Raw genomic sequence first — 26,440 nt, forward strand, 5'->3', positions numbered from 1 at the left:
GGGCTCGGCTCGGGGGGCGGGCAGGTCAGGATGCGGGTGCGCACATGGACCAGTGCCGGGCGGGTCGCCCAGGCGTTCGTGCGTCCGGCCGCGTCCATCGCCAGGTGGCGGAGCCCGGTCCAGCGGTCCGTGAGCTGCCGCGTGGTCGCGTAGGTGTACCAGGCGCGCAGGTACGGTTCGTGTTCGCCGGCTCTCGCCTCCGCTATATGGGTGCGCCACAGCCGCACCTGGCGGCCCAGTTCGTCCGGGAGGAAGCTGCGGTACATGGCGAAGCGCCATTCGGCGGGCAGCAGCGGCGTGAGCACGAGGCCGATCACGCGGTGCGAGGTGCCCGGCTCCACGTCCACCAGTGCGGTGATGTCTGGGCCGGGAGCGCGCGCGGGCGGGTCCAGGTGGCCGAACTCGTCGGTGAACCAGTGTCCGGACGCCGCGAAGTCCGCCGCCTGCGCCCTCGCCGCGGCCGCGAAGGTGGCCGCGTCGCACCGGGGGCGCATCCGGTACCAGTCGACGCCCATGCCCCGACCGTACGGGGGTTCAAAGAAGCTTGATGTCGAGATAAGTTGTAGATAGCTTGACGTCAAGAGAAAAGGTGCGGAAGTTAGGCGGCCCTGATTCTTGGTCCGGGGCCCGACTAAGGCAGGATCAAGGTAGGCGAGCATCGAACCCGCTGAAGATCGATACATGCCCGCGCGCTCATGTCCCGGACCGGACGCGCGGTGGTGACGGAGGAGGAGTCCGTGTCCGCGAACAGCTTCGGCAGCCTTGACAAGCTGCAGGTGGGCGACAGGTCGTACGACATCTACCGGCTGGACGCCGTCGAGGGCGCGGCCCGTCTCCCGTACAGCCTCAAGGTGCTGCTGGAGAACCTGCTGCGCACCGAGGACGGCGCGAACGTCACGGCCGAGCACATCCGCGCGCTCGCGCAGTGGGACCCGCAGGCCCAGCCGAGCAAGGAGATCCAGTTCACCCCGGCCCGCGTGATCATGCAGGACTTCACCGGCGTGCCGTGCGTGGTGGACCTCGCCACGATGCGCGAGGCCGTCCGGGATCTGGGCGGGGACGCGAGCAAGATCAACCCGCTGGCGCCCGCCGAGATGGTCATCGACCACTCCGTCATCGTCGACTACTTCGGCTCGCCGGACGCGTTCGAGCGCAACGTGCAGCGCGAGTACGAGCGCAACCGTGAGCGGTACCAGTTCCTGCGGTGGGGGCAGACGGCCTTCGACGAGTTCAAGGTCGTCCCGCCCGGCACCGGCATCGTCCACCAGGTGAACATCGAGCACCTGGCGCGCGTGGTGTTCGACCGTGACGGCGTCGCCTACCCGGACACGTGTGTCGGCACCGACTCGCACACGACGATGGAGAACGGCATCGGCGTGCTCGGGTGGGGCGTCGGCGGCATCGAGGCGGAGGCCGCGATGCTCGGACAGCCGATCTCGATGCTCATCCCGCGCGTGGTGGGCTTCAAGCTGAGCGGCGAGCTGCCCGCCGGGACGACCGCTACCGACCTGGTCCTGACCGTCACCGAGATGCTGCGCCAGCACGGCGTCGTCGGCAAGTTCGTCGAGTTCTACGGCGAGGGCGTTCATGCCCTGCCGCTCGCTAACCGGGCGACGATCGGCAACATGAGCCCCGAGTTCGGGTCCACCTGCGCGATCTTCCCGATCGACGACGAGACGCTCAGCTACCTGCGGCTGACCGGGCGGAGCGAGGAGCAGATCGCGCTCGTCGAGGCGTACGCGAAGGCGCAGGGCCTCTGGCTCGACCCGTCGGTGGAGCCCGAGTTCTCCGAGTACATGGAGCTGGACCTCGCGACGGTCGTCCCGTCCCTGGCCGGGCCGAAGCGCCCGCAGGACCGGATCTCGCTGTCGGACGCCAAGCAGACCTGGCGCCGGGACGTGCAGAACTACGTCGCGAGCGTCCAGGGCGCGGCGGACGAGGCGTCCAACGAGTCCTTCCCCGCCTCCGACTCGCCCGCGATCAGCCACGACACGAGCGGTGACAAGCCGCGGCACGTCGACCCCAACGGCTCGTTCCGGCCGCACAACCGGGTTTCCGTCACGCTGGACGGCGGCGCGACGTTCGAGCTCGACCACGGCCATGTCGCCGTCGCGGCGATCACGTCGTGCACGAACACGTCCAACCCGTACGTGATGATCGGGGCGGCGCTGCTGGCCAAGAACGCGGTCGAGAAGGGGCTGACCCGTAAGCCGTGGGTCAAGACCTCGCTTGCGCCTGGGTCGCAGGTCGTCACCGATTACCTGGAGCGGGCCGGCCTCACGCCGTACCTCGACAAGATCGGGTTCAACCTGGTCGGGTACGGGTGCACCACCTGCATCGGCAACACCGGGCCGCTGCAGCCGGAGATCTCCAAGGCCGTCAACGACAACGACCTCGCGGTCACGGCGGTGCTGTCCGGCAACCGCAACTTCGAGGGCCGCATCAGCCCCGACGTGAAGATGAACTACCTCGCGTCGCCGCCGCTGGTCATCGCCTACGCGCTGGCCGGGACGATGGACATCGACATCCTCAACGACCCGATCGCCGACGGCGCCGACGGGCCGGTGTACCTGCGCGACATCTGGCCCGCGCCGGAGGACGTCGCCGCGATCGTCGAGTCGTCCATCGGGCAGGAGATGTTCACCGAGAGCTACGCCGACGTCTTCAAGGGCGACGAGCGCTGGACCGGCCTGGACATCCCCACCGGCGACCTGTTCGAGTGGGACCCGTCGTCCACCTACGTCCGCAAGGCCCCGTACTTCGACGGCATGACCGCCGAGCCGGAGCCCGTCACCGACATCCACGGCGCGCGGGTCCTGGCGAAGCTCGGCGACTCGGTCACCACCGACCACATCTCCCCGGCCGGGTCCATCAAGGTCGGCACGCCCGCCGCGCAGTACCTCCAGGACAACGGCGTCGCCGTCAAGGACTTCAACTCCTACGGCTCGCGCCGCGGCAACCACGAGGTCATGATCCGCGGGACGTTCGCCAACATCCGGCTCCGCAACCAGCTTCTGGACGACGTCGAGGGCGGCTACACCCGCGACTTCACCCAGGACGGCGCGCCGCAGGCGTTCATCTACGACGCCGCGCAGAACTACGCCGCGCAGGGCACGCCGCTGGTCGTCATCGCGGGCAAGGAGTACGGCTCCGGGTCGTCGCGCGACTGGGCCGCGAAGGGCACCGCGCTGCTCGGCGTCCGCGCCGTCATCGCCGAGTCGTACGAGCGCATCCACCGCTCGAACCTCATCGGCCTCGGCGTCCTGCCGCTCCAGTTCAGGGACGGCGACTCCGCCGAGTCCCTCGGCCTCACCGGCACCGAGACGTTCGACATCACCGGCGTCACCGCGCTGAACGAGGGCGGCGTGCCCGACGAGGTCACGGTCAGGGCGGACGGCAAGGAGTTCACCGCGACCGTCCGCATCGACACCCCCGGCGAGGCGGACTACTACCGCAACGGCGGCATCCTGCAGTACGTCCTCCGCAACCTCCTCCGCAAGTAGGCCGCGACAGAACGGGCCGCTCCTGCAAGGGGGCGGCCCGTTTCAGCGTTCCACGGCCAGGCGGACGCCGAAGCCGATGAACGCCACGCCCGTCACCTGCTGCAGGCGGCGCTTCACGGCCGGACGCGACAGGACGCGCCGCGCCGCGCTCGCCGCGACGACGACGAGCCCCAGCCACACCAGCACCTCGGCGACGTGGATGGCGCCGAAGAGCATGCTCGTCCCGAACGTCGGGGCGCCCTGCGGGATGAACTGCGGGAGCATGCTCATGTAGAAGACGCCGACCTTGGGATTCAGCAGGTTGCTCGTCAGGCCGGTGCGCAGCGCGGTGCGGCCGGAGACGCTCGCGTCCGGCGCCTCCTCCGAGTCCCGCGTCCTGCGGCGGGCCTTCCACAGCGCCTGCCCGCCCAGCCACAGCAGGTAGCACGCGCCCGCGACGCGCAGCACGTCGAACGCGATCCGCGACGCGGCCAGCAGCGCGGTCAGCCCGGCGGCGCTCGCCGCCGCCCAGCACAGCAGGCCCGCCGCCACCCCGGTTCCGGCGAGATAGCCCGTTCGCCGCCCGCTGGTCACGGTCGTGCGGAGGACGAGCATCGTGTCCACGCCGGGGGTGATCGTCACGAGGGCGGCCACCGCGGCGAAGGCGAGACAGGCCGTGAACATACGTTCCATTCTGCCAGGCATAGTCCTCGCCGCGGCGGGCACGGGCCGCCGGGAACGTTTGATTGGATCGGACCATGGCTGACACGAAGAAGATCGGCGACCTGGACGTCTTCCCGCTCGCGCTCGGCGGCAACGTCTTCGGCTGGACCGCCGACCGGGACCGCTCGTTCGAGATCCTGGACGCCTACGCCGGGGGCGGCGGCACCTTCATCGACACCGCCGACCAGTACTCCGCGTGGGTCGAGGGCAACCGCGGCGGCGAGTCCGAGACCATCATCGGCGACTGGACGGCCGCCCGCCGCAACCGCGACGACCTCGTGATCGCGACGAAGGGCGGCCGCCACCCCGACCACCAGGGCCTGGCCGCGCCGACGATCAAGGCGGCCGTGGACGACTCGCTCAAACGGCTCCGTACCGACCGCATCGACCTCTACTACACGCACTTCGACGACCCGTCCGTCCCCGTCGAAGAGATCATGACGGCGCTGGACGAGCTCGTCACCGCGGGCAAGATCCGGCATATCGCGGTGTCCAACATCGAGCTCGACCGGCTGGAGGCGTCCCTGGAGTTCAGCGAACGCGAGGGCACCGCCCGCTACGTCGCCATCCAGCCGCAGTACAACCTCGTCTCCCGCGACACCTACGAGGGCGAGCGCCGCGCCATCGCCGAACGCCACGGGCTGGCCTGCGTCCCGTACTACGGCCTCGCGTCCGGCTTCCTGACCGGCAAGTACCGTCCCGGGTCCGGCGTCGACAGCGTGCGGGCCGGAAGCGCGGCCAGGCACCTCGACACCGAGCGCGGCCGCAAGGTCCTCGCCGCCCTCGACATCGTCGCGGAGGAGCAGGGCAAGGCCGTCGCGACCGTCGCGCTCGCCTGGCTCGCCGCGCAGCCGACCGTCGCCGCGCCCATCGCCAGCGCCCGCACCCTCGACCAGCTCCCGCCGCTCATCGACGTCGCCGCCACGACGCTGACGGATGACCAGATCCGGCGCCTCTCGGAGGCCTCCGCCTGAATTCTCCGGCATGTACCGTTCTACGCCGTGCCGGATTATGAATTCCTGCTGATCGCCGGGCTCGCCGCGCTGCTGGGCGCGGTCGTCCAGGGCAGCGTCGGCCTCGGCGTCGGGCTGGTCGCGACCCCGATCGTGACGATGCTGTTCCCGTCGCTGATGCCGGGCACGATCCTCGTGCTCTCGGTCTTCCTGCCGCTCGCGACCCTCGCGCAGGAGGTGGACCACGCCGACCTGCGCGGCATCGGGTGGGCGTTCGGCGGGCGCCTCGCCGGGACGCCGTTCGGCGTCCTGCTGGTCGCGGCCGTCCCGACCCGCGCCCTCGGCATCGTGATCGGTGTCTTCGTCCTCGGCGCGCTGGCCGCCACCGGCTGGTCCCGCGAGGTCCCGCGCAACCGCCGGACGCTCACCGCCGCCGGGATCATCTCCGGCACCGCCGGCACCGCCTCCGGCATCGGCGGCCCGCCCGTCGCGCTCCTCTACCAGCGGGAGAGCGGCCCCCGCGTCCGCGCCACCCTCGCCGTGTTCTTCAGCGCCAGCGCGCTGCTCTCCCTGTCCGCCCTCGCGCTCGCCGGACGGCTCCCCGCCCGCCAGGTCACCGCCGGGCTGGCGCTGCTCCCGTTCGTCCTCGCCGGCTACCTGGCCGCCGGCCCGCTGCGCCGCTACGTGGACGCCGGCCGCCTCCGCCGAACCCTCCTCATCGTCGTCGGCACCTCCGCGCTGATCCTCATCGTCCGTAATCTGGGGTGATGCGTCCTACGAAGGCCGAACTGGAGGCTGCTCGCGATCGGGTCATCGACGACGTTCTGCCCGCGGAAGGGGAGACGTTGCGGGTGCTTTTCAGCGGTATCAACCCCGGGCTCTACTCGGGGGCCACTGGATTTCACTTCGCGCGTCCCGGAAATCGGTTCTGGCCCGCGTTGTATCGGTCGGGGTTCACCGATCGGCTTCTGGACCCGTCCGAGCAGGGGCTTCTGCCGTCTTACGGGCTCGGCATCACCAATCTGGCGCACCGGACCACCGCCCGCGCCGACGAGCTGACCGATGCCGAGCTCCGGGAGGGCGGGCGGCGGCTGGCCGGGCTTGTCGAGCGTTATCGCCCGACTTACCTAGCCGTTGCCGGGGTCACCGCTTATCGCACCGCTTTTGGACGCCCGCGAACTCAGATCGGTCCGCAGGACGACTCGTTCGGGGACGCGAAGGTGTGGGTCCTGCCCAATCCGAGCGGGCTGAACGCGTCGTGGCCGATCGACCGGATCGCCGCCGAGTTCGGCCGGCTCCGCGAGGCCGCCGATGCGCTCAGGGCGTGCGGTCCAGAGCGGCCGCCGCCGTGAGCATGGTCGTGACCACCTGGACGAGGGTGGGCTTCGGCTCCCACAGGCCCGGGCGGCCGAGGGCCACGATCGGGCGGGGGAGGGCCCGGACGCCCGCGAGGCGCCAGTGGTAGGTCCCCGGCTCCGACCAGGGGCCGCAGTCGCAGGCGCCGCCCGCGACCGTGGCCGAGCAGACGTCGTCGAGGTCGGCCATCGCGATGACGGCGCCGATGGTGGCGAGCGGGTCGCGGGGGTCCCAGCCGGCTGCCTGGATGAGCGGGGAGTCGCAGGCCTTCAGGTCGACGCGCATGGAGGCGTGGATCAGCAGCGGGCCGCGGTAGGCGGTCGGCAGGCTCTGGTTCGAGACGGTCTTGCCGCCGCGTGCGATCGTGAAGGCCCAGGGCTGCTGAACACTGATCGCCTGCACGCGGTCACCTCCGGTGCTCTCCCGTCCCTGCACCACCACGGGATCCCCCGAGGCCCGGCGAGACGCCGGTACACCGCGTAGTGATGCCCGAGAGGTTAGGCGCATCCCGCAGGAATTGCCAATGGACGAGGCGAGCGGGTCGCTGTCGTGATATGGGACGAACGGAAAGCCGTTCGATTCCCATCCGATTTCCTCTGGTCATCCATGTGACGCGCGAAGTTGTCGTCAGGTTGACGGGTAGGAGTGTCTCACCCTTTCAGTGCTCCCGCCATGAGGCCGCGCATGAAGAAGCGTCCGAGCAGCAGGTAGACGAGGACGGTCGGCAGCGACGCCAGCAGCGCCGACGCCATCTGCTGGTTGTACTGGACGGCCACCGCCCCCGAACCGGCCAGGTTGTTCAGCGTCACCGTGACGGGCCAGCTGTCGGGCGTCCCGAGGAAGACGGCGAAGAGGAAGTCGTTCCACATGGACGTGAACTGCCAGATCAGCGTCACGGCGAAGGCCGGGCCTGAGACGGGCAGCATGATCGACCAGTAGGTGCGGAGCATCCCGGCGCCGTCCACGCGGGCCGCCTCGATCAGCTCGTCGGGGACGGTGACGTAGTAGTTCCGGAAGATCAGCGTGCAGATCGGGATGCCGTAGACGACGTGGGCCAGGATCAGGCCGCGGATCGTCCCGGACAGCTCCATGTCCGTCAGCAGCCCGGCCAGCGGGATCATCACCGCCTGGTACGGGATGAACATGCCGAACAGGAACAGGGTGAAGACCACGTCCGAGCCGGGGAAGCGCCACTTCGACAGGACGTAGCCGTTCAGCGAGCCGAGCAAGGCGGAGATCACCGAGCCCGTGACGGCGATCTTGACGCTGTTCTCCAGGCCGGGGCGGAGGTCGTGCCACGCGGCGCTCCAGCCGGAGGTGCTCCAGTTGTCCGGCAGGCTCCACGCGCTGCTCGCGTCGGCCTCGTCCAGCGGCTTGAAGCTCGTGACCACCAGGACGTAGACGGGGATCAGGAACAGCAGGACGAAGGCCAGCAGGACGGCCAGCTTCACCGCCCGCATCCGGCGGCCCGCGGTGGGCGCCGGGGCCGTCACCGGGACCGCTCCGCCCGCACCGACCACACCAGGTACGGGATCACCAGGACGGCGACCGCCACCAGCAGGTAGGTCGCGATCGTGGCGCCGTTGGCCGGGTCGTGCCGGTCGAATATCTCCACGAAGGTGGCGACGGCCGGGACGTAGGTGACGATCTGCTTGCCCGCGATCGCCATGATCAGGTCGAACACCTTGAGCGAGATGTGCCCGAGGATGATCAGCGCGGACAGCGTCACCGGGCGGAGCTGCGGGAACACGACGTAGCGGTACACCTTCCACTCGGACGCGCCGTCCACCCGCGCCGCCTCCCGCAGCTCCTCCGGCACGCTCCGGAACCCCGCCAGATACAAGGCCATGACATACCCGGACATCTGCCAGATGGCGGGGAGGGCCATCGCCGCCATGCCCCACGTCGGGTCCTGCCACCAGCTGTTCGCCAGCGCCCCCAGGTGCAGCTTGTCGAACAGCTGGTTGAACCCGACCGCGCGGTCAGGCGGCGCCGGGTTCATCAGCCAGCGCCACACCACGCCGCTGGCGATGAACGACACCGCCATCGGGAACAGGTAGATGACGCGGAACGACGCCTCGCCGCGGATCCCCTTGTCCATCAGGAACGCCAGGAACGCGCCGAGCGCCAGGGCGCCGGCGACGAACACGGCCGTGAACACCAGGGCGTTCTGCACCGCGCCCGGCCAGCTCGGCTGGTCCCACAGGTCGACGAAGTTCCGGCCCTTGTCGAACCCGTACTCGCTGACCTCGTCGTGCTTGCCGCTCAGCGCGACCCGCGTGTTCCAGAAGATGAGCCCGTAGACGAACAGGCCGATCGCGACGATGGACGGCGAGAGCAGCAGCAGACCCGGCAGCCATTTCCTGCTACGGCGGAGCTTCACCGGTTCACAGGCCGCTGTTCTTGGCGGCGCTCACCAGCCCTTGTTGCAGTTTGGCCGCGTCCTTGTTCTGGAGGAACAGGCCCACCGCGGTGTCGATGTCGGCGTGCCATTTGTTGTTGGCGTTCACGCCGTGCCAGAACGAGCCCGCCAGCTTGATGTCCGGGCTGTTCCACTGCTCGAAAGCGTCCTTCAGGTACCCCGTGTAGAGGCTCTTGTCGGCGTCCTTGCGGGCCGGGATGGAGCCCTTCTTCGGGTTGAAGAGGTCCTGCCCCTCCTTGCTGGACACCTCCTTCAGCCACGCGAGGGCCCCGCCCCGGTGCGGCGCGCCCTTGGGGAGGGTGAAACTGTCCGACAGCCACAGGTAGGTGCCCTCGGTGCCGGGCGCCGCCGCGTACTTGAAATCGGTGTCGAGCTTCTTGCCGAGGCCGTTCGGCGCGTTCCCGACGAAGTAGCCGTACGCCCAGTCGCCCATGATGTTGAACGCGGCCTTGCCGTCCACGACGGCCTTCGCGGCGCCCTGCCAGTCCGTGGACGCGGCCTCCAGCGTCGTGTACTTCATGATCTCGGCGAAGTCGTTCAGCGCCTTGGTCACGGCCGGGGTGTTCCAGTCGGCGCCCGGCTTCCACAGCGCGTTGTAGGCGTCGGTGCCGAGATCGCCGAGCAGGACGTTCTCCAGCAGGTGGTCGGCCGTCCACTGCGCGCCGAGCGACAGCGGGACCTTCTTCGTCCTCTCCTTGACGGCCTTCAGCGCGGTGATGAAGTCGGCGACCGTCTTCGGCGGCCCGGCGATCCCGGCGTCCCGGAGGATGCCCGGGTTGTACCAGAGGACGTTCGACCGGTGGATGTTCACCGGCACCGAGTAGATCTTGCCCTGGTAGGTGATCTGGTCGATGAGCTGCTGCGGGTACACCGACTTCAGGCCGTTCCGCTGGTAGAAGTCGTCCAGCGGCTCGATCTGCCCGGCCTTGATGTAGTCGAGCAGCTCCGCGCCCGCGTGGCCCTGGAACGAGTCCGGCGGCTTGCGGTTCTGCAGGCGGCTCGCCAGGACGGCCTTCGCCTGCGTCCCCGACCCGCCGGCGATGGCCGCGTTGACGAACTTCGTGCCGGGATTCTTCTTTTCGAAGTCGGCCTGCATGGCCTTCAGCCCGTCGGCCTCGCCCGGACCGGTCCACCAGGAGAAGACCTCGACCCGGGACGCGTCGTCCGAGCCGTCGCCCTCGTTCGCGCCGCAGCCGGCCAGGGCGAGCGCGCCGGTCATCGCGCCGGTCATCAGCATGGCCGCGAAGACCGTCCGGCGGGTCCTGGGAGCACGTAGTCGCATCGTCCGATTCCTCCGTTCCCCGGAAAAGCAAGCGTCCGTTCGGACGCCCGGGCGGGTCAACACCGGGGACGGAAAAGTGATCTAGCGGTGATGCGAGCGCCACGCTCCGCTACAGAGCGCGACCGATGCGGGGGCTTCCGAGCGCGGGAGCCACCGATCGCGGGGTGCGGGAGCTACCAGGCGATGGCGGGCGGCAGGTCGGCGGGGCCCGCGTCCGGCCAGTCCGGGGGCGCGCCGAGGGGAGCGAGCTCGGCGAGCTGGAGGCGGTACCACGGCGACGACTCGGGCCGCCCGGCCAGCTCCAGGCACCGGTCCCACGTCCACCACTCGGCCTGCTCGACCTCGTCGGCGTTCGGCCGGACGGCGGTGTCCGCAGGGACGGTCGCGCGCACGACCGGGCAGCGCTCGTTCTCGACGGTCCCGTCCGCCGCGACGGCCCGGTACTGGAACCGGGGCAGGACGGACATGAGGTCGGCGTCCCGGATGCCCAGCTCGTCGCGGAGCCGCCGCAGGACGGCGTCGCGGAGCTTCTCGCCCGGGCCGGGATGGCCGCAGCAGCTTCCCGTCCACACGCCGGGGAACGTCCGCTTGCCCAGCGCGCGCTGAGTGATCAGCACGCGACCCTCCGTGTCCGTGACATAGCAGGAAAAGGCCAGGTGGTACGGCGTGTCCCTATGGTGGCTCGCGCCCTTCGGAGCCGTTCCGACGGCCTCGTCGTCCGCGTTGAGCAGCACGATCTCTTCGACAGCCATGCTCAAGTCCTACCCCATGCGCGCCGCCGGGGTCAGCCGTTTCACACCCCGGGGGCAGCGGCCCTCCGGCGCGTCGCGGGCGAACCGGGATTAAACTCGGAACGGCCCGAGCCAGGGGAGCCCGGTCCCCGACGGAGGAGTTGACACGAGTGAGCCTGCTGGAGTCGATCACAGGTCCCGACGACCTCAAACGACTGGACGCCGCTCAACTGACTCGGCTCGCGGAGGAGATCCGCGAGTTCCTCGTCCAGGCGGTCTCCAAGACGGGCGGCCACCTCGGGCCGAACCTCGGCGCGGTCGAGCTGACGATCGCGCTGCACCGGGTCTTCGACTCGCCGCACGACAAGATTCTGTTCGACACGGGCCACCAGGCGTACGTGCACAAGATGCTGACCGGGCGCCACGACTTCGAGCGGCTGCGCAAGCGCGGCGGCCTGTCGGGGTACCCGAGCCGCGCCGAGTCCGACCACGACATCATCGAGAACTCGCACGCCTCGCCCGCCCTGTCCTACGCCGACGGGTTCGCCAAGGCGTTCCAGATCCGCGGTGAGACCGACCGGGCCGTGGTCGCGGTCGTCGGCGACGGCGCGCTGACGGGCGGCATGTGCTGGGAGGCGCTCAACAACATCGCCGCGGGCGCCGACCGTCCCGTCATCATCGTCGTCAACGACAACGGCCGCTCGTACTCGCCGACGATCGGCGGCCTCGCCTCCCACCTGGCCCAGCTGCGCGTCACGCAGGGCTACGAGAACGCGCTCGACCTCATCAAGAAGACCGTGCCGCGCGCGCCGGTCGTCGGCAACGTCGCCTACGAGGCGCTGCACGGCATCAAGAAGGGCATCAAGGACGTCCTCCAGCCGCAGGCCATGTTCGAGGACCTCGGCATCAAGTACGTCGGCCCGATCGACGGCCACGACGAGGACGCCGTCGAGCGCGCGCTGCGCCGGGCCCGCGGGTTCGGCCGTCCCGTGATCGTGCACTGCATCACCACCAAGGGACGCGGCTACGCCCCCGCCGAGAACGACGAGGAAGACTGCATGCACGGCGGCGGCGCGTTCGACCCCGCCACCGGGCAGTTCGTCCGCAAGGCGGGCGGTCCCGCCTGGACGAAGGTCTTCGGCGAGGAGATGGTCGCGATCGGCCGCGAGCGCCGCGACGTCGTCGCCATCACCGCCGCGATGCTCCACCCGACCGGGCTCGCGCCGTTCGCCGAGGCGTTCCCCGAGCGCATCTTCGACGTCGGCATCGCCGAGCAGCACGCGGTCACCTCCGCCACCGGGCTCGCGATGGGCGGGCTGCACCCGGTCGTGGCCGTGTACGCGACGTTCCTCAACCGCGCGTTCGACCAGGTCCTCATGGACACGGCCCTGCACGGGCAGCCCGTCACCTTCGCCCTGGACCGCTCCGGCGTGACCGGCGACGACGGCCCCAGCCACAACGGCATGTGGGACCTGTCGATCCTGCAGCTCGTCCCCGGCATGCGCATCGCCGTCCCGCGCGACGGCGCCCGGCTGCGCGAGCTGCTGCGCGAATGCGTCGCCGTGTCGGACGGCCCCACCGCGATCCGCTACCCGAAGGGCCCCGCCGCCGCCGACATCGAGGCCGTCGACCAGGTCGGCGGCATGGACGTCCTCGCCCGCCACGACGGCTCGAACGGCACCCGCGTCCTGCTGGTCGCGGCCGGGTCGATGGCGACGCCCGCGGTCGAGGCCGCCGAGCTGATCGCCGCCCAGGGCATCGGCGTCACGGTCGTCGACCCGCGGTGGGTGAAGCCGCTCGACCCGGAGCTCGCCGGGCTCGCCCGCGAGCACGCGCTCGTCGCCGTCGCGGAGGACAACGGCCGCACCGGCGCCGTCGGCGACGCGGTCGCGCGGCTGCTGCGCGACGAGGGCGTCGACGCCCCGATCCGCACGTTCGGGATCCCGCAGGAGTTCCTCGACCACGCCGCCCGCGGCGAGATCCTCGCCGACATCGGCCTGACCCCGCAGGCCCTCGCCCGCGACATCACCGAGCACGTCGCGCGGATCACCTCGCCCGACACGCACGCCCCCGCCGAGCAGGACCGGGAGTCGTCCGAACGCGACTAGATCCCGGTCTAGACCCCCTCGGCGGACAGCAGCTGCCAGAAGTGGGTGATGGACGCCGCGGACGTGCCCAGCTCGCGGCCCGAGTACGTCCATCTCCCGCGCAGCCGCCACGGGCGCCCGGCGCCGTCGCGGACGAAGACCTGGAGCGGGAAGCTGGCGTCATGGGCGCGGATGACGCCGGAGGTGTCGACCGAGGGCTCGAGCCGGGGCTCGCCCTCGCACCGCACGCCCATCACGGACGTGCGCGGATCCTGGCGCAGGAGGCCCTGCGTCAGGTCGTACACGAGTACGGAAACGTAGTCGGGGCCGAGCCACCTGAGGTCGGGCACCGTCTCGGGTGGGGGGAACCCGTACAGTTCTGGACCGCCGGTCACAGGCCGCACCGTAGCGCTAGCGTGACATGTCCGTCACTACCTTCGAGGCGAGTTATTACCGGGAAGTCGAATTATTCCCTTCCGCGGCACGCGGACGTCATCGCCTCCCAGCGGGCCAGCTTGACGCGTTCGCCGCGGTCGAGCGCGCGGGCGAGGGCGATCTCGGCGGCGTCGAGGTTGAGCCAGTCGTCGTAGGTGACGACGCGCAGGCCCCGCGATTCCAGCAGCTCCTCGATGGTGAGCTTCGGCGGCGTCCGCGGTCCCGCCCCTTCGCCGTGCACGTCCTCCAGGAGGTTGCGGACGGTCTCGGCGGCGTCGGACTTGTTCGTCCCGACGACGCCGGTCGGCCCGCGCTTGATCCAGCCCGCGACGTACTCGCGGGGGACCGGGCTCCCGTCCGGGCCGAGGATGCGGCCGCTTTCGTTCGGGACCGTGGAGGTGCGCTCGTCGAACGGGACGCCGTCCAGCGGGACGCTCTGGTAGCCGACCGACCGCAGCACCATCCCGACGGGCAGCGTCTCGAACTCGCCGGTGCCGGTGACGCGGCCGGTGTCGTCCAGGCGGGTCCTCTCCAGCCGGAGCCCCTCGACGCGGTCGGTGCCGATGATCTCGGCGGGGGCGCGCCAGAACCGCACGTCGATGCGGCGGAGGCGGTCGGCGGGCGGCTCCGCGGTCCACGTGTTCAGGACCTTGACGTTGCCGCGGACGTGCCGGTCGGTCTCGGCGAGCTCGGCGCTCGCCGGGTCGAGGTCCATGTCCTCGGGGCTGACGTGGATGCCCGCGTTCGGCAGCTCGCCCAGCTCCCGGGCCTCCTTGGTGGTGAACTTCGCCTGTGCCGGGCCCCGCCGCCCGATCATGTGCACGCGCTTGACGCGGCTGCGCGACAGCACCTCGATGACCTGCTCGGGGACGTCGGTGTCGCGCAGCTCGTCCGCCGTCTTGGCGAGGATCCGGACGACGTCGACGGCCACGTTCCCGACGCCGATCACCGCGACCTCCTCGACCGACAGGTCGAACTCGTGGTCGGCGGCGTCGGGGTGCCCGCAGTACCAGTTGACGAAGTCGGTCGCGGCGATGCTGCCGGGCAGGTCCTCGCCCGGGATGCGCATGTGCCGGTCCACCATCGCGCCGGTGGAGTAGATCACGGCGTCGTAGCAGTCCAGCAGGTCGGCGCGGCTCAGGTCACGGCCCAGCTCCACGCAGCCGAAGAACCGGACGCCCGGCGTCTCCAGCACCTTCTGCAGGTACCGGGCGATCGACTTGATCGACTTGTGGTCGGGCGCGACGCCGTAGCGGACGAGCCCGTACGGCGACGGCAGCCGGTCGAAGACGTCCACCCGGACGTCGCCCTCCGTCTGCTTGACGAGGGCCTCGGCGGCGTAGATCCCCGCCGGTCCCGAGCCGATCACCGCGACGCGCACAGGTTGAGCCATGCGCGCCATTGTGCCCATCCGGCGCGGAAAACGACACCGTGACCCCGATCACGGAGCGTGTCAGAGTTTCTTGGCGGGTTCGCTGGACCGCTGCAGCCGGCTGTTCCGGTAGCCGTACAGGGCGTAGACGACGATGCCGATGGCCAGCCACGCCAGGAACCGCAGCCACGTCTCCACCGGCAGGTTGATCATCACGAACAGGCATGCCAGCACCGACAGGATCGGGATGACCGGAACCCACGGCGTCCGGAACGCGCGCGGCAGCTCCGGGCGGGTGCGGCGCAGGATGACGACCGCGACCGAGACGACCAGGAACGCGAACAGCGTCCCGATGTTGACCAGCTCCGCCAGCTCGGCGAGCGGGATGAACCCGGCGAGCACCGCGGCGATCACGCCCATGAGGATCGTGGACCGGTACGGGGTCCCGAACCGCGGGTGGACGGCCGACAGCCAGGCGGGCAGGAGCTTGTCCCGGCCCATCGCGAACAGGATCCGGCTCATCCCGAGCAGCAGGATCATCACGACGGTGATGAGCCCGGCGACGGCGCCGACGTCGATGATCGTGGCGTACACGGAGTGCCCGTTCGCCTTGAACGCGTCCGCGAGCGGCGCCTCGGTGCTCAGCTCCGAGTAGTGCTGCATGCCCACGACGACGATCGACACGGCCGCGTACAGGATCGCGGTGATGACGAGGGAGCCGATGAGCCCGATCGGCAGGTCCCGCTGCGGCCGGCGCGCCTCCTCGGCGGCGGTGGCGACGATGTCGAAGCCGATGTAGGCGAAGAACACGATCGCGACGGCGGAGAAGATGCCGAGCCAGCCGTACGTGGCGGGCGTGGCCCCGAACAGCACCTGCATCAGCGGCGCGGTGAGGCCGCCCGCCTCCTCGGTCGGCTTGGACGGCGGGATGAACGGGTCGTAGTTGGCGCCCTTGACGTAGAACAGCCCGGCGATGATCACCAGCAGGACCACGGACACCTTGATCGCGACGACCACCGCGTTGACCCGCGAGGAGACCTTGATGCCGAGCACGAGCAGCGCCGTCACCGCCAGCACGAGCCCGATCGCCGGGACGTTGACCGTCCCGCCGTCGCCCGGCGGTGCCGAGATGGACTCCGGTATCGTCACGCCGACGTCGTCCAGCAGCGCCGCGAAGTAGCCTGACCAGCCGACCGACACGACCGCCGCGGCCAGGCCCATCTCCAGGATGAGGTCCCAGCCGATGATCCACGCCGGGAACTCGCCGAGCGTGGCGTAGGAGAAGGTGTACGCCGACCCGGCCACCGGGACGGTCGAGGCGAACTCGGCGTAGCACAGCGCCGCGAGCCCGCACACCACGGCGGCGAGGATGAACGACAGCGCGACCGCGGGCCCGGCCTTGTCCCGGGCGACCTGGCCGGTCAGCACGAAGATGCCGGTCCCGACGATGACGCCGACGCCGAACACGGTCAGGTCCAGTGCCGACAGGGCGCGCCGGAGCCGGTGCCCGGGCTCCTCCGTGTCGCGTATCGACTGTTCGACCGACTTCGTGCGCAGCAGAGTCATCCTCCCCGCCCTTTCGCCCCCGGTTGCGTGATCGTTACGGCCGTGAGGCCTATGCCCGTTCGGAGACGGCTTATGTTGCGGTGTACGGGTCGTCGCCGGGCGGGCGGTGACTCTCGCCGGAGGCGGAACCGCCGTCCGCGCGATCAGCGCTCGCCGCCGTCGCGGACCCGAGCGAGAATGTGCAGGGGGGCCGTCCGGCACCGGGCGGAAACCGCATGGGGGTGACCCGCGTGACCGATCGTCCTTCCCGGCTCCGCCTGATGACCGACACCTCGCCCGCGGCCTGGCTGGAAGCGGAGATGGGCGATTTCGACGCGGACGTCCGGGCCCTGCTGCCCGGCCGGTTCGACGCCTACGCCCGCATCCTCCATCCCGCCGACTCGCCGCACGGTGAGCCGGTTCCCTGGCGCGAGGTGGCCAGGTGGACGGGGCGCGCGATGCATCCGGGCGTCCAGTTCAAGGCGCTGGCCCGCCCGGCGCGCGGGGCGGGACAGGGCCCGCCGCCCTGGGACGAACCGCCCGAGCGCGGCGAGCTGTTCCAGCCGATGCTGAGCGCGCTGTGCGCCGTCCTCGCCCGCCACACCGGCACTCCGGACCGGTGCCGCTTCTGCCTGTGGGACGGCTGGTCCTGGATCGCGGACGCCGCGTCCTCCATGGTCCTGCTGGAGTCCCTGCCCGACACCCGGCCGGACGCGTCGGGCCCGGGCCGGGAGGTGGCGGCGACGGCGCCCGCGTTCGACGAGGTGCCGCGGGTCCGGCTGCCCTGGCGCGACTACGTGATGTTCGAGGGCCCGCTCGCCGCCGCCATGGACCTGGGGCAGCGCACGGCCGGGTTCTTCTTCCCGCAGTCGCCCAACCTGTTCTGGCCCGCCGACCGCTCCTGGTGCGTCGCGACCGACGTCGACTTCGACTCGACCTACGCCGGCGGCCCCGCCGGGCTGATCGACGAGCTGCTCGGCGACCCGGCCCTGGAGGCCGTCGGGGTGAAGCCGACCGACCCGATCGACGAGGACAGCGACCAGATCAACCGGGAGTGACGGACGCGACGCCCGGCTCCAGGAACCGGCGTCCCGTCACCCGCTCGGAGATGCCCGCCCTGTCCAGGTACGGGGTGATCCCGCCGAGGTGGAACGGCCAGCCCGCGCCGAGGATCATGCAGAGGTCGATGTCCTGCGGGGCCGCGACGACGCCCTCGTCCAGCATGATGCGGATCTCGCCGGCGAGCGCCGCCAGCGCCCGGTCGAGGACCTGCTCCTCGCTGGACGGGCTGCCCCCGCCCCCGAAGATCTCCACGGCCTCGGGGTCGAGGGAGAAGTCGGGCAGGTACACGCCGGACTTGCCGGACGCGACCAGCTTCGCCAGGTTGTCCGACAGCGGGAACCGGTCCGGGAACGCGGCGTGCAGGGTCTCGTTCACGTGCAGCGCGATCGCCGGGCCGACGAGCCCCATCAGCACGAACGGCGGCATCGGCAGGCCGAGCGGCCGCGCGGCCCGCTCGGCGGTCTCGATGGGCGTGCCCTCGTCCACCGCCCGGACGATCTCGGCGAGCAGCCGCAGCAGGACGCGGTTGACGACGAACGCGGGGGCGTCCTTGACCAGCACGCACGACTTCTTCAGCGCCTTGCCCGTCGCGAACGCGGTGGCCAGCGTGGCGTCGTCCGTCGCGGTGCCCCGGACGATCTCCAGCAGCGGCAGCACCGCGACCGGGTTGAAGAAGTGGAAGCCGACCACGCGCTCGGGATGCCTGAGCCCGGACGCCATCTCGCTCACCGACAGCGACGAGGTGTTGGTCGCGAGGACGCACTCGGGCGAGACGTACTCCTCGACCTCGGCGAACACCTTCCGCTTGACCGACATCTCCTCGAAGACGGCCTCGATGACGAAGTCGGCGTCGGCGAAGGCGTCCTTGCCGAGCGAGCCGGTGATCAGCGACTTGAGCCGGTTCGCCTTGTCGGGCGAGACGCGGCCCTTGCCGAGCAGCTTGTCGATCTCGCCGTGCGCGTAGCCGACGCCCTTGTCGATCCGCTCCTGGTCGAGGTCGGTCAGCACGACCGGGACCTCCATGCGGCGCGCGAACAGCAGCGCAAGCTGCGACGCCATCAGCCCCGCGCCGACGATGCCGACCTTGGTGACCGAGTAGGCGAGCGACGCGTCGGGCGCCCCGGCCGGCTTCTTCGCGCGCTTCTGGGTGAGGTCGAACGCGTACAGCCCGGCGCGCAGCTCGTCGCTCATGATGAGGTCGGCGAGCGCCTCGTCCTCTGCGGCGAAGCCCTCGTCGCGGGTGCGGTCCTTGGCGGCGGCGACGAGATCGAGGGCCCTCAGGTAGGACGGGGCCGCGCCGTGGAGCTTGCCGTCCACGTTCCAGCGGGCCATGGCGACGGCGTCGTCCCACGCCTTGCCCGTGTCGACCTCGGCCCGCCGGACGGTGATCTCGCCGTTCAGGACGCGCGCCGTCCAGGCGAGCGACTCCTCCAGGAAGTCGGCCGGCTCGAAGACCGCGTCCGCGATGCCCAGCTCGTACGCCTGCGGGCCCTTCAGCATCCGGTTCTGCGACAGCGGGTTCTCGATGACGACCTTGAGCGCCTTCTCCGCGCCGATCAGGTTCGGGAGCAGGTACGTCCCGCCCCAGCCGGGCACCAGGCCGAGAAACGTCTCGGGCAGCGCGAACGCCGGGACGCCGGACGAGATCGTCCGGTAGGTGCAGTGCAGCCCGAGCTCGACTCCGCCGCCCATCGCCGCGCCGTTGTAGTACGCGAACGACGGGACGTCCAGCTCCCCGAACCGCCGGAACACGTCGTGCCCGAGCCGGGCGATGGCCGCGGCGTCCTCCCGCCTCCGGATCAGCGGGACGCCGTTGAGGTCGGCGCCGACGGCGAAGATGAACGGCTTGCCGGTGACGCCGACGGCGGCGACGTCGTCGCGCGCGGCGATCGTGTCGAGGGCGGCGTCCAGCTCGGCGAGGCCGTTCGGGCCGAACGTGTTGGGCTTGGTGTGGTCGTGCCCGTTGTCGAGCGTGATGAGCGCCAGCGTGCCCGCGCCGAGGGGCAGCGTCACGTCCCTGACATGGGCGCGCGTCACGACCTCGTCAGCGAAGAGTTCTCCGAAGCTGCTCACCGCGAGCCCTCCCAATTGGCGTTCTCCCACAGGACCGTTCCGCCCATGCCCATGCCCACACACATCGTGGTCAGTCCGAACCGGACGTTTCGGCGCTCCTCAAATAGGCGGGCGAGCTGGTTCATCAGCCGGACGCCGGACGAGGCGAGCGGATGCCCGAGCGCGATCGCGCCGCCCCACGGGTTCACGCGCGCGTCGTCGTCGGCGACCTTGAAGTGCTCCAGGAACGCCAGCACCTGCACCGCGAACGCCTCGTTGATCTCGATGAGGCCGATGTCGTCCATGGTCAGCGCGTTGCGGGCGAGGAGCTTCTCGGTCGCGGGGACGGGCCCGACGCCCATCACCTCCGGCTCGACGCCGGCGAACGCGAAGTCGACCAGGCGCATCTTCGGGGTCAGGCCGAGCTCGGCGGCGACGTCCTCGGCGGCCAGCAGGCAGGCGGTCGCGCCGTCGTTGAGCCCGGCGGCGTTCCCGGCCGTGACGTTGCCGTGCACCCGGAACGGCGTCTTCAGCGCGGCCAGGTCGTCCAGCGTGGTGCCGGGACGCGGCGGCTCGTCCTCCGTCGCGAGGCCCCAGCCCTTCTCGGCCGAGCGGATCGCGGTCGGGACGAGGTCGGGCTGGATCTTCCCGGCGGCGTAGGCGGCGGCGACCTTCTGCTGGCTCCGGACGGCGTAGGCGTCCGCGCGCGCCTTGCTGATCCCGGGGAACCGGTCGTGCAGGTTCTCCGCCGTCGAGCCCATGACCAGGGCGGACGGGTCGACGAGCTTCTCTGCGAGGAACCGCGGGTTCGGGTCGACGCCCTCGCCCATCGGGTGCCGTCCCATGTGCTCGACGCCGCCCGCGATGGCGACGTCGTACGAGCCGAACGCGATCCCGGCGCCGGTCGTGGTCACGGCCGTCATCGCGCCCGCGCACATCCGGTCGATCGCGTAGCCGGGGACGCTCTTCGGCAGCCCGGCCAGCACGGCGGCGGACCGCCCGATGGTGAGGCCCTGGTCGCCGGTCTGGGTGGTGGCGGCGACGGCGACCTCGTCCACCCGCTCGGGCGGCAGGGACGGGTTGCGGCGCAGCAGCTCGCGGATCGCGCGGACGACCATGTCGTCGGCGCGGGTCTGCGCGTACAGGCCCTTGGGGCCCGCCTTGCCGAACGGTGTGCGTACGCCGTCGACGAACACGACGTCGCGTGCGGTGCGAGGCACGGGTCGTCCTCCCTGCGATGGGTCCGGTGTGCTCCTCACCGCAATGCTACTCGTCAGTAACCACTGACGTCCGGATCGCCTCGCACCTGTGCCTTGTCCGGCATGTGAACCGGTGGATAGCGTGGCGTGAAATCGCCGGAGGAGGCCGCGGTGACGCATGCGAGGCCCGCGTACCGGCCGGGGATGCGCCGGCGGATCGGGCACATCCGTGATCTCGCCGCCCTCCTGCTGAAGACCGGGCTCCTGTTCTCCGGCGGCCCCCGCCGGATCGGCCGGCAGCTGCGCGCCGTCCGGCACTGGGGCACCACCCTCGCCGGGCTCGTCGCCTCGTCCGCCGCCCGCTCCCCGTCCCGCCTCGCGCTGATCGACGACGACGGCGCCGTCACTTTCGCCGAACTCGACGAGCGCGCCGCGCGGCTCGCCGCCGGGCTCCCGCTGAGCGGCCCCCGCCCGCGCGTCGGGGTGCTCTGCCGCAACCATCGCGGGATGGTCGAGACGCTCGTCGCGTGCAGCCGGCGCGGCGCCGAGGTCGTCCTGCTCAACACCGGCTTCGGCACCGGCCAGCTCCGCGCCGTGCTCGGCGAGCTGCGGCCCGACCTGCTCGTCGCCGACACCGAGTTCGCGCCGCTGCTCGCCGACGTGCCCATCGCGTTGCGCCGGACGGTCCTGTGGACCGACCGCGAGCCCGGCCTGGACGGGATCGTCCGGTCCGTCCCGGCGGGCGAGACCGCCGCCGCGGCGCCGCAGATCCAGAGCCGCACCATCATGCTCAGCTCCGGCACCACCGGACGCCCGAAGGGCGCCCGCCGGCCGCCCCGCCCCGGGCTTTGGCCGCTCGCCTCGATGACGTCCCGGATCCCGCTGCGCGCCCGCCAGACGATGATCGTCGAGGCGCCGCTGTTCCACACCTGGGGGTACGCCGCGCTGCAGATGGCGTGGGCGCTGCGAGCACCGGTCGTCCTGCACCGCCGCTTCGACCCCGAGCGGACGCTGCGGGCGATCGCCTCCCACCGCGAGACGGCCGTGTTCGCCGTCCCCGTGATGCTCCAGCGCATCCTCGACCTCGCGCCCGAGGTCCGCGCGCTCTACGACACGTCCTCGCTGCGGATCCTCGCGCTCAGCGGCGCCGCGCTGCCCGGCGACCTCGCCACCCGCGTCATGGACGAGTTCGGCGACCGGCTCTACAACGTGTACGGCTCCACCGAGGTGTCCTGGGTGTCCATCGCCACCCCGCGCGACCTGCGGCTCGACCCGCGCACCGCCGGGCGGCCGCCCCGCAACACCGCGCTGGAGATCCTCGACGCGCAGGGCGGGCGGCTCGGCCGCGCCGCCATCGGGCAGATATTCGCCGCGAACGAGCTGCTGTTCGAGGGGTACACGGGCGGCGAGCCGATGGAGGTCCGCGACGGGCTGCTCGCCACCGGCGACCTCGGGCACATCGACGAGCGCGGGCTGCTGTTCGTGGCCGGGCGCCGCGACGGCGTGATCGTATCGGGCGGCGAGAACGTCGTCCCCCGCGACGTGGAGGACGCGCTGCTGCGGATCCCGGAGATCCACGAGGTCGCCGTGGTCGGCGTGCCCGACGACGCGTGGGGGCAGCGGCTCGCGGCGTACGTCGTCCTGCGGCCCGGGGCCCGGCTGGAGGCGGAGGCGGTCCGCGAGTACGTGCGCGCCCACGTCGCCCGGTACGCGGTGCCACGCGAGGTGCACTTCATCGCCGAGCTGCCCCGCAACGCGACCGGCAAGGTCGTGCACCGCTGGCTGGCGGCGCGCCCCGGCCGTCCCGCGCCGGAGGGCCGCGTCGAATGGCCGCGCCCGGGCCGGCACGCGCAGCCGCAGCAGCCGCCCGCCGCCGAGGCGGCGAGCTAGGGCACCCCGGCCGGCGCCGGGACGGGCCGCTCGGACACGGGCAGCCGCACGGTGATCGACAGCCCGCCGCCGTCCCGCGGGACCGTCTCGATCGTGCCGCCGTGCGCCTCCACCACCGCCCGGACGATCGACAGCCCGAGGCCCGTGCCGTCCGCCGACCCCGTCCGGTCCCGGGTCGCCCGATCGGGGCGCAGCCGCCGGAACGGCTCGAAGATCGTCCCCACCTCGTACGACGGGACGGGCCGCCCCGTGTTGACCACCTGCAAGAACGCGGCGCCGCCCTGCACCCCGGTGCGGACCCACACCCGCCCGTCCCGCACGTTGTACTTCACCGCGTTCTCCAGCAGGTTCACCGCGCAGCGCTCCAGCAGGACGGGATCGCCGGTCACGACCGCGGGCGCCAGCCGCGCCTCCACGTCCACGCCCGTCTCGTCGGCCAGGTCGTCGAGATGGCCGAGCGCGCCGTGCACCACGTCGGGCAGCGGCGTCGCGGTCCGCGCCGCGAGGTCCCGCTCGGAGCGGGCCAGCGTCAGCAGCCCGTCGATGAGCCGCTCGTGCCGGGCGGTGTTGCCGAGCAGCACGTCCGCGAGCGCCTTCGTCTCCGGCGGGCTCTTCCGGCTCGCCAGCGCGACCTCCAGGACCGTCCGGTTGATGGTCAGCGGCGTGCGCAGCTCATGCGAGGCGTTCGCGACGAAGCGGCGCTGGACGTCGAACGCGCGGTTCAGCCGGTCCAACATCCGGTTGAACGTCTCGGCCAGGTCCTTGATCTCGTCCTGCGGGCCGTCCAGGGCGATCCGCTCGTGCAGGTTGCTCTCCGACAGCCGCCGCGCCGTCGCCGTCACCGCGTGCAGCGGCCGCAGCATCCGCCCCGCCACCACGTACCCGATCGCCACCGCGAGGACGCCGAGCACCAGCATCGTGACCAGCGAGCTCTGCAGCAGCTGCTCCAGCACCTCGCGCTTCTGCTCGGCGACCCGCCGGTTCGCCTCCGCCTTCAGCTCCACCAGCGCGCTCACGTCACCCTGGGACGCCAGGTCGCGCAGCCGCGTGAAGGCCGCCGGGCTGATGTCGTCGCCCGCCATCGTGAGGCGCTGGTCCATCGTGTGGACGGTCAGCAGATACGTCACCGCGACCAGAACCGCCGAGCTGACGAGATACAGCGACCCGTACACCAACGTGAGCCGCGTCCGGACGCTCAGCCGGGGCCTCGCGCCGGTCATCGCGCCTCCAGCCGGTATCCGGAGCCCGTCACCGTCTCGATCACCGGCGGCCCGCCCAGCTTGCGGCGCAGCGTCGCCATCGTGACCCGGACGATGTTGCTGAACGGGTCGATGTTCTCGTCCCACGCCCGCTCCAGCAGCCGCTCCGCGCTCACGACACCGCCCTCCGCCCGCATCAGCTCCTCCAGCACGGCGAACTCCTTGTTCGTCAGCCGCAGCTCCCGGCCGTCGCGCGCCACCTTCCGCCGGTGGGGGTCGAGCCGGATGCCGCGCCGCTCCAGCACCGGCGGCACCGGCGGCCCGGACCTGCGCGCCAGCGCCCGCACCCGCGCCACCAGCTCGCCGAACACGAACGGCTTCGGGAGGTAGTCGTCGGCGCCGAGGGACAGCCCGTCCACCCGGTCGTCGACGTCGCCGGACGCGGTCAGCATCAGGATCCGTGCCCGGCTGCGCCGCTCCACCAGCTCGCGGCACACGTCGTCGCCGTGGACGGTCGGCAGGTCGCGGTCGAGGACCACCACGTCGTACTCGTTGTAGGACGCCCGCTCCAACGCGTCGTCGCCGTCGTACACCACGTCGACGGCCATCGCCTCGTCGCGGAGCCCCTCGGCGATCGCGTCCGCGAGCACCCGCTCGTCCTCGACGATCAGAACACGCATGCCGCCGAGCATGACCGGCGGGAGGTTAAACGCCGGTAAGGAAACCCGGCGGCGGGTTCACCCCGCCACCGGGGACGCCGGACAGAAGGCCAGAGGTCACGACTGGACGGCGATGATGTCGTACGGCGTGTCCGGGGTCGGCGGAGTGCTGAACCGGGCGTTCGGGAGGTACAGCGTCTGCCCGGACTTCGCCACGGTCGTGGGAACGTCGAACCGCGGATCGGTCAGCTTCTTGACGACCTTCCCCGCGGTGGCGTCCTCGTTCAGCTCGATGACGGCCACGGTGTTGAGCGCGTTCTGCACGGCGTACAGGGTCCGGCCGTCGAGCAGGATCCCGTCCCCGGCGGTCAGGACCTCGCCGCCTAGGTCGATCGTCTTTGCGACACCGGTCTGCGCGTCGACCTTGAAGATCTTGCCGGTGTTGGACTGGATGACGATGAGCGACTTCCCGTCCGGCAGCGCGGCGATGCCGTTGGCGTTGAAGCCCTGCTGGAAGACGAGGTCGCCGCTCAGCGGGATTGTCTTCACGTCCGCCGCGTCGTCCTCGTCGAGCGGGATCCGGTAGAGCTGGGGATTGGTCGAGTCGGTGAGGTACGCGCCGTCCGCCCCGACGGTGACGTCGTTGACGAACGCCGTCTTCGTCGTGAGCTTGAACGACCGCAGGACCGCGCCGGTCCGCGTGTCGATGATGCGCGCGTCACCGCCCCGCCCTCCGGCCACGTACAGCCGGTGCCCCTGCGTCTTCATGCCGAGCGAGGGCGTGCCCGGCCCCGGATTGATCACCTGCCCCTCGCCGGTCCGCAGATCGGCCCGGTAGATCGCCCCCGTGGCCCGCGAGCCGAGGAACGCCACCTTCCCGGGCCCGGCCGCGATCCCTTCGGGCTGGAACCCCGCCGGCAACGCGATCCGATCCGGCGGCGCCGCCACGTCCCCGTGCGCGGACGCCCCGAGGGGAACCAGAACCCCGACCATCAGTGCAGTGCTGAGAATTCGAGACCACATGGCATCAACGTCCCGCACGAGCCCCCGCCGAGCCAGACCCATTACCCGAGCCGCCGCCAGGCACCCCGTCAAATACCTGCTCAAGGCCCCCATGGCACGCATTATCGGCACGCTCAGCCAATACCACCCCTCCCAAGATCCCCCACACCGCTAATGCGGGTTTAACCCCTTGGTGGGTGTCATGAGCCTTCGTCCGGGGCGTGCGGCCTCGGGGGAGAGGACGTGATGAGGAATCGGATGTGGGCCGTGATGATCGCGGTCGTGTTCGTCGTCGCCGGGTGCGGGAGTGATGAAGGGGGTGGGGTGGCGAGTGCCGGTGGGTCGGCGGCGGCCAAGGTGTCGGCCTCTGCCTCGGCGTCGCTTTCGCCGGAGGACGCGCAGCTCAAGTTCGCGCAGTGCATGCGGGAGAACGGGGTGGACGTTCCCGATCCCGGCGCCGACCAGAAGTCGATGCGGCTGGGCAAGGGGCACGACCGGAAGAAGCTTGAGGCGGCGCTGGAGAAATGCCGGTCGTGGCTGAAGGCCGGCGGGAAGATGCCCGATCTCAAGGACCCGAAGACCCGTGACCAGTACGTCAAGTTCGCGCAGTGCATGCGCGAGCACGGGGTGAACGTCCCCGATCCGGGGCCGGACGGGCAGATCAAGATTCCGACGGGGGACCTCAGCCTGGAGGCGATCGAGAAGGCGCGCAAGGCGTGCAAGGGGAGCCTGCCAGGGGCCCGGAAATGAGGCGCGGGGCGGTCGCGGGTGGTGTGGCCGTCGTGGTGGTGGTCGGCGGGGGAAGTGCGCTGGCCTGGACGATGGACGGCGGCGAGGCTCAGGCCGGGAACGCGGTGAAATTGCGGACCGTCGCGGTCAGCCGGGGGGATCTCGTCGATACCGAGACGGTCGACGGGAAGCTCACCCACGACGGTGTCCGGGAGGTGTGGACGGGCGCGTCCGGGGTCGTGACGTGGGCGCCCGAAAAG

General features: G+C 71.2%; 23 protein-coding genes and 1 pseudogene. 9 read left to right on the forward strand and 15 right to left on the reverse strand.

What is annotated here, in order from left to right; all coding sequences use genetic code 11:
• Positions 1 to 515, reverse strand: a 515-nt coding sequence (locus tag E1264_RS19050; RefSeq protein WP_132175315.1) for a hypothetical protein, incomplete at its 3' end; no start/stop codon positions are given.
• A 222-nt stretch (positions 516 to 737) separates the two neighbouring features.
• Between E1264_RS19050 and acnA the strand changes: the two genes are divergently transcribed.
• A complete protein-coding gene (gene acnA, locus E1264_RS19055; protein ID WP_132175317.1) occupies positions 738 to 3,503 on the forward strand; it encodes an aconitate hydratase AcnA in 2,766 nt (921 codons plus the stop codon).
• 42 nt (positions 3,504 to 3,545) lie between these two features.
• Here the strand turns inward: acnA and E1264_RS19060 are convergent, their stop codons facing one another.
• Entirely contained in the window at positions 3,546 to 4,166 is a 621-nt protein-coding gene (locus E1264_RS19060) for a LysE family translocator (RefSeq protein WP_132175319.1), read from the reverse strand.
• 74 nt (positions 4,167 to 4,240) lie between these two features.
• Between E1264_RS19060 and E1264_RS19065 the strand changes: the two genes are divergently transcribed.
• The 3 genes from E1264_RS19065 to mug are packed head-to-tail and all read left to right on the forward strand — an operon-like array spanning position 4,241 to position 6,510.
• Complete coding sequence (locus tag E1264_RS19065) at positions 4,241 to 5,179, forward strand: aldo/keto reductase (RefSeq protein WP_132175321.1); 939 nt, start codon at positions 4,241 to 4,243, stop codon at positions 5,177 to 5,179.
• Between the two features lie 27 nt (positions 5,180 to 5,206).
• Positions 5,207 to 5,926: a sulfite exporter TauE/SafE family protein gene (locus E1264_RS19070; protein ID WP_132175323.1), complete on the forward strand. Its 720-nt coding sequence runs from the start codon at positions 5,207 to 5,209 to the stop codon at positions 5,924 to 5,926.
• Positions 5,926 to 6,510 (forward strand): G/U mismatch-specific DNA glycosylase, encoded by a 585-nt coding sequence (gene mug, locus E1264_RS19075; protein ID WP_132175325.1) that lies wholly within the window; start codon positions 5,926 to 5,928, stop codon positions 6,508 to 6,510. Before E1264_RS19070 ends, mug begins: the two co-directional genes overlap by 1 nt.
• On the opposite strand, the gene E1264_RS19080 is transcribed toward mug, so the two are convergent.
• From E1264_RS19080 to idi, 5 genes are all read right to left on the reverse strand, one after another.
• The gene (locus tag E1264_RS19080) at positions 6,476 to 6,916 is read right to left on the reverse strand and encodes a hypothetical protein (RefSeq protein ID WP_132175327.1); all 441 of its coding nucleotides are present in this window, start codon (positions 6,914 to 6,916) and stop codon (positions 6,476 to 6,478) included. The two genes, mug and E1264_RS19080, sit on opposite strands and share 35 nt — an antisense overlap.
• Positions 6,917 to 7,164: 248 nt before the next feature.
• The gene (locus tag E1264_RS19085) at positions 7,165 to 7,974 is read right to left on the reverse strand and encodes a carbohydrate ABC transporter permease (RefSeq protein WP_132175353.1); all 810 of its coding nucleotides are present in this window, start codon (positions 7,972 to 7,974) and stop codon (positions 7,165 to 7,167) included.
• A gap of 29 nt (positions 7,975 to 8,003) precedes the next feature.
• Entirely contained in the window at positions 8,004 to 8,897 is an 894-nt protein-coding gene (locus tag E1264_RS19090) for a sugar ABC transporter permease (protein WP_243711016.1), read from the reverse strand.
• Between the two features lie 4 nt (positions 8,898 to 8,901).
• Positions 8,902 to 10,218, reverse strand: a complete 1,317-nt coding sequence (locus E1264_RS19095) for an ABC transporter substrate-binding protein (RefSeq protein WP_132175329.1) — start codon at positions 10,216 to 10,218, stop codon at positions 8,902 to 8,904.
• 173 nt (positions 10,219 to 10,391) lie between these two features.
• Positions 10,392 to 10,970: an isopentenyl-diphosphate Delta-isomerase gene (idi, locus tag E1264_RS19100; protein ID WP_132175331.1), complete on the reverse strand. Its 579-nt coding sequence runs from the start codon at positions 10,968 to 10,970 to the stop codon at positions 10,392 to 10,394.
• 149 nt (positions 10,971 to 11,119) lie between these two features.
• On the opposite strand from idi, the gene dxs reads away from it, so the two are divergent.
• The gene (gene dxs, locus E1264_RS19105) at positions 11,120 to 13,057 is read left to right on the forward strand and encodes a 1-deoxy-D-xylulose-5-phosphate synthase (RefSeq protein WP_132175333.1); all 1,938 of its coding nucleotides are present in this window, start codon (positions 11,120 to 11,122) and stop codon (positions 13,055 to 13,057) included.
• An 8-nt stretch (positions 13,058 to 13,065) separates the two neighbouring features.
• On the opposite strand, the gene E1264_RS19110 is transcribed toward dxs, so the two are convergent.
• The 3 genes from E1264_RS19110 to E1264_RS19120 all read right to left on the reverse strand — a co-directional run bounded on the left by E1264_RS19110 (position 13,066) and on the right by E1264_RS19120 (position 16,409).
• A complete protein-coding gene (locus tag E1264_RS19110; protein WP_132175335.1) occupies positions 13,066 to 13,431 on the reverse strand; it encodes a hypothetical protein in 366 nt (121 codons plus the stop codon).
• 71 nt (positions 13,432 to 13,502) lie between these two features.
• Complete coding sequence (locus E1264_RS19115) at positions 13,503 to 14,864, reverse strand: FAD-dependent oxidoreductase (RefSeq protein WP_132175337.1); 1,362 nt, start codon at positions 14,862 to 14,864, stop codon at positions 13,503 to 13,505.
• Between the two features lie 60 nt (positions 14,865 to 14,924).
• Positions 14,925 to 16,409: an amino acid permease gene (locus E1264_RS19120; protein ID WP_132175339.1), complete on the reverse strand. Its 1,485-nt coding sequence runs from the start codon at positions 16,407 to 16,409 to the stop codon at positions 14,925 to 14,927.
• 230 nt (positions 16,410 to 16,639) lie between these two features.
• Between E1264_RS19120 and E1264_RS19125 the strand changes: the two genes are divergently transcribed.
• Positions 16,640 to 17,446: a hypothetical protein gene (locus E1264_RS19125; RefSeq protein WP_207936013.1), complete on the forward strand. Its 807-nt coding sequence runs from the start codon at positions 16,640 to 16,642 to the stop codon at positions 17,444 to 17,446.
• Here the strand turns inward: E1264_RS19125 and E1264_RS19130 are convergent.
• Together E1264_RS19130 and E1264_RS19135 are read right to left on the reverse strand one after the other, a co-directional pair.
• Entirely contained in the window at positions 17,433 to 19,523 is a 2,091-nt protein-coding gene (locus tag E1264_RS19130; protein ID WP_207936014.1) for a 3-hydroxyacyl-CoA dehydrogenase NAD-binding domain-containing protein, read from the reverse strand. The two genes, E1264_RS19125 and E1264_RS19130, sit on opposite strands and share 14 nt — an antisense overlap.
• Entirely contained in the window at positions 19,520 to 20,722 is a 1,203-nt protein-coding gene (locus tag E1264_RS19135) for a thiolase family protein (RefSeq protein WP_132175345.1), read from the reverse strand. The genes E1264_RS19130 and E1264_RS19135 overlap by 4 nt, the downstream gene beginning before the upstream one ends.
• A gap of 150 nt (positions 20,723 to 20,872) precedes the next feature.
• Here E1264_RS19135 and E1264_RS19140 point away from each other — a divergent pair, with 150 nt between their 5' ends.
• On the forward strand, positions 20,873 to 22,591 hold the full coding sequence (locus E1264_RS19140) for an AMP-binding protein (protein ID WP_347813408.1): 1,719 nt from the start codon (positions 20,873 to 20,875) through the stop codon (positions 22,589 to 22,591).
• Here the strand turns inward: E1264_RS19140 and E1264_RS19145 are convergent.
• From E1264_RS19145 to E1264_RS19155, 3 genes are all read right to left on the reverse strand, one after another.
• On the reverse strand, positions 22,588 to 23,811 hold the full coding sequence (locus E1264_RS19145; protein WP_243711017.1) for a HAMP domain-containing sensor histidine kinase: 1,224 nt from the start codon (positions 23,809 to 23,811) through the stop codon (positions 22,588 to 22,590). The two genes, E1264_RS19140 and E1264_RS19145, sit on opposite strands and share 4 nt — an antisense overlap.
• The gene (locus E1264_RS19150) at positions 23,808 to 24,470 is read right to left on the reverse strand and encodes a response regulator transcription factor (protein WP_132175347.1); all 663 of its coding nucleotides are present in this window, start codon (positions 24,468 to 24,470) and stop codon (positions 23,808 to 23,810) included. The genes E1264_RS19145 and E1264_RS19150 overlap by 4 nt, the downstream gene beginning before the upstream one ends.
• Positions 24,471 to 24,566: 96 nt before the next feature.
• Positions 24,567 to 25,442 (reverse strand): SMP-30/gluconolactonase/LRE family protein, encoded by an 876-nt coding sequence (locus tag E1264_RS19155; protein ID WP_243711018.1) that lies wholly within the window; start codon positions 25,440 to 25,442, stop codon positions 24,567 to 24,569.
• A gap of 255 nt (positions 25,443 to 25,697) precedes the next feature.
• On the opposite strand from E1264_RS19155, the gene E1264_RS19160 reads away from it, so the two are divergent.
• Both E1264_RS19160 and E1264_RS19165 read left to right on the forward strand, forming a co-directional pair.
• The gene (locus E1264_RS19160; RefSeq protein ID WP_132175351.1) at positions 25,698 to 26,201 is read left to right on the forward strand and encodes a hypothetical protein; all 504 of its coding nucleotides are present in this window, start codon (positions 25,698 to 25,700) and stop codon (positions 26,199 to 26,201) included.
• Positions 26,198 to 26,440, forward strand: a pseudogene (locus tag E1264_RS19165) (hypothetical protein); the annotation flags it as partial. The gene E1264_RS19160 and the pseudogene E1264_RS19165, both read left to right, overlap by 4 nt.

The sequence above is a fragment of the Actinomadura sp. KC216 genome (assembly GCF_004348535.1).
Lineage (GTDB): Bacteria > Actinomycetota > Actinomycetes > Streptosporangiales > Streptosporangiaceae > Spirillospora.

Bases quoted from the DNA above. Each gene is read 5' to 3' on its own strand.
- E1264_RS19095 (WP_132175329.1), bottom strand. From the start codon at position 10,218: ATGCGACTACGTGCTCCCAGGACCCGCCGGACGGTCTTCGCGGCCATG.
- E1264_RS19060 (WP_132175319.1), bottom strand. From the start codon at position 4,166: ATGTTCACGGCCTGTCTCGCCTTCGCCGCGGTGGCCGCCCTCGTGACG.
- E1264_RS19115 (WP_132175337.1), bottom strand. From the start codon at position 14,864: ATGGCTCAACCTGTGCGCGTCGCGGTGATCGGCTCGGGACCGGCGGGG.
- E1264_RS19085 (WP_132175353.1), bottom strand. From the start codon at position 7,974: ATGCGGGCGGTGAAGCTGGCCGTCCTGCTGGCCTTCGTCCTGCTGTTC.
- E1264_RS19145 (WP_243711017.1), bottom strand. From the start codon at position 23,811: ATGACCGGCGCGAGGCCCCGGCTGAGCGTCCGGACGCGGCTCACGTTG.
- idi (WP_132175331.1), bottom strand. From the start codon at position 10,970: ATGGCTGTCGAAGAGATCGTGCTGCTCAACGCGGACGACGAGGCCGTC.
- E1264_RS19120 (WP_132175339.1), bottom strand. From the start codon at position 16,409: ATGACTCTGCTGCGCACGAAGTCGGTCGAACAGTCGATACGCGACACG.
- E1264_RS19065 (WP_132175321.1), top strand. From the start codon at position 4,241: ATGGCTGACACGAAGAAGATCGGCGACCTGGACGTCTTCCCGCTCGCG.
- E1264_RS19160 (WP_132175351.1), top strand. From the start codon at position 25,698: ATGAGGAATCGGATGTGGGCCGTGATGATCGCGGTCGTGTTCGTCGTC.
- E1264_RS19155 (WP_243711018.1), bottom strand. From the start codon at position 25,442: ATGGTCGGGGTTCTGGTTCCCCTCGGGGCGTCCGCGCACGGGGACGTG.
- mug (WP_132175325.1), top strand. From the start codon at position 5,926: ATGCGTCCTACGAAGGCCGAACTGGAGGCTGCTCGCGATCGGGTCATC.
- E1264_RS19150 (WP_132175347.1), bottom strand. From the start codon at position 24,470: ATGCGTGTTCTGATCGTCGAGGACGAGCGGGTGCTCGCGGACGCGATC.